Origin of the sequence: Corynebacterium sp. HMSC035E02 (genome assembly GCF_001836065.1) — a bacterium.
In the GTDB taxonomy this organism is placed as follows: domain Bacteria; phylum Actinomycetota; class Actinomycetes; order Mycobacteriales; family Mycobacteriaceae; genus Corynebacterium; species Corynebacterium hiratae.
In genome coordinates, this window is record NZ_KV827360.1 from 1 (window position 1) to 443 (window position 443).

General features: G+C 43.3%; 1 protein-coding gene. It reads left to right on the forward strand.

Annotated elements, in window-relative coordinates:
• Positions 1-230 (forward strand): hypothetical protein (locus HMPREF2635_RS13550; RefSeq protein ID WP_210401605.1); only part of this gene is annotated, 230 nt, incomplete at its 5' end.
• Positions 231-443 lie beyond the last annotated feature (213 nt).

Genomic DNA, 443 nt, shown 5'->3' on the forward strand with positions numbered 1-443 from the left:
TAAATAACGAACACACAACCAACACAACAACCACCACAAACATGGCAATCAAACAGTGTTGGTGTGAACACACAAAACACAAAAGAACAAAAGAAATCACACAAACCACACACATTGCCACCACACAAAAAGTGACAGTAACAAGCACATGGTTTAATGCTCGCGTCCACTATACAGTTCTCACACAACACCCCACACAACCCAAACAACCAAGAAGTCATCCAACCTGACTGCTCAAACTCGTGCGGGTTACAACCAGGGAACAATGCCCCAGACACCCAACAATGCACCAAGCACTTTTCAACGTGTTAGTTAACCCATCATTCTGGTTAAGATGTATCTCCACCCGATTAAACAAACAGTGGCAGCAAAACAATCGTTTACTCAACCACCACACCATGACACAAACTCATGGCTAAAAGACACCAACTGGTGCCATATAT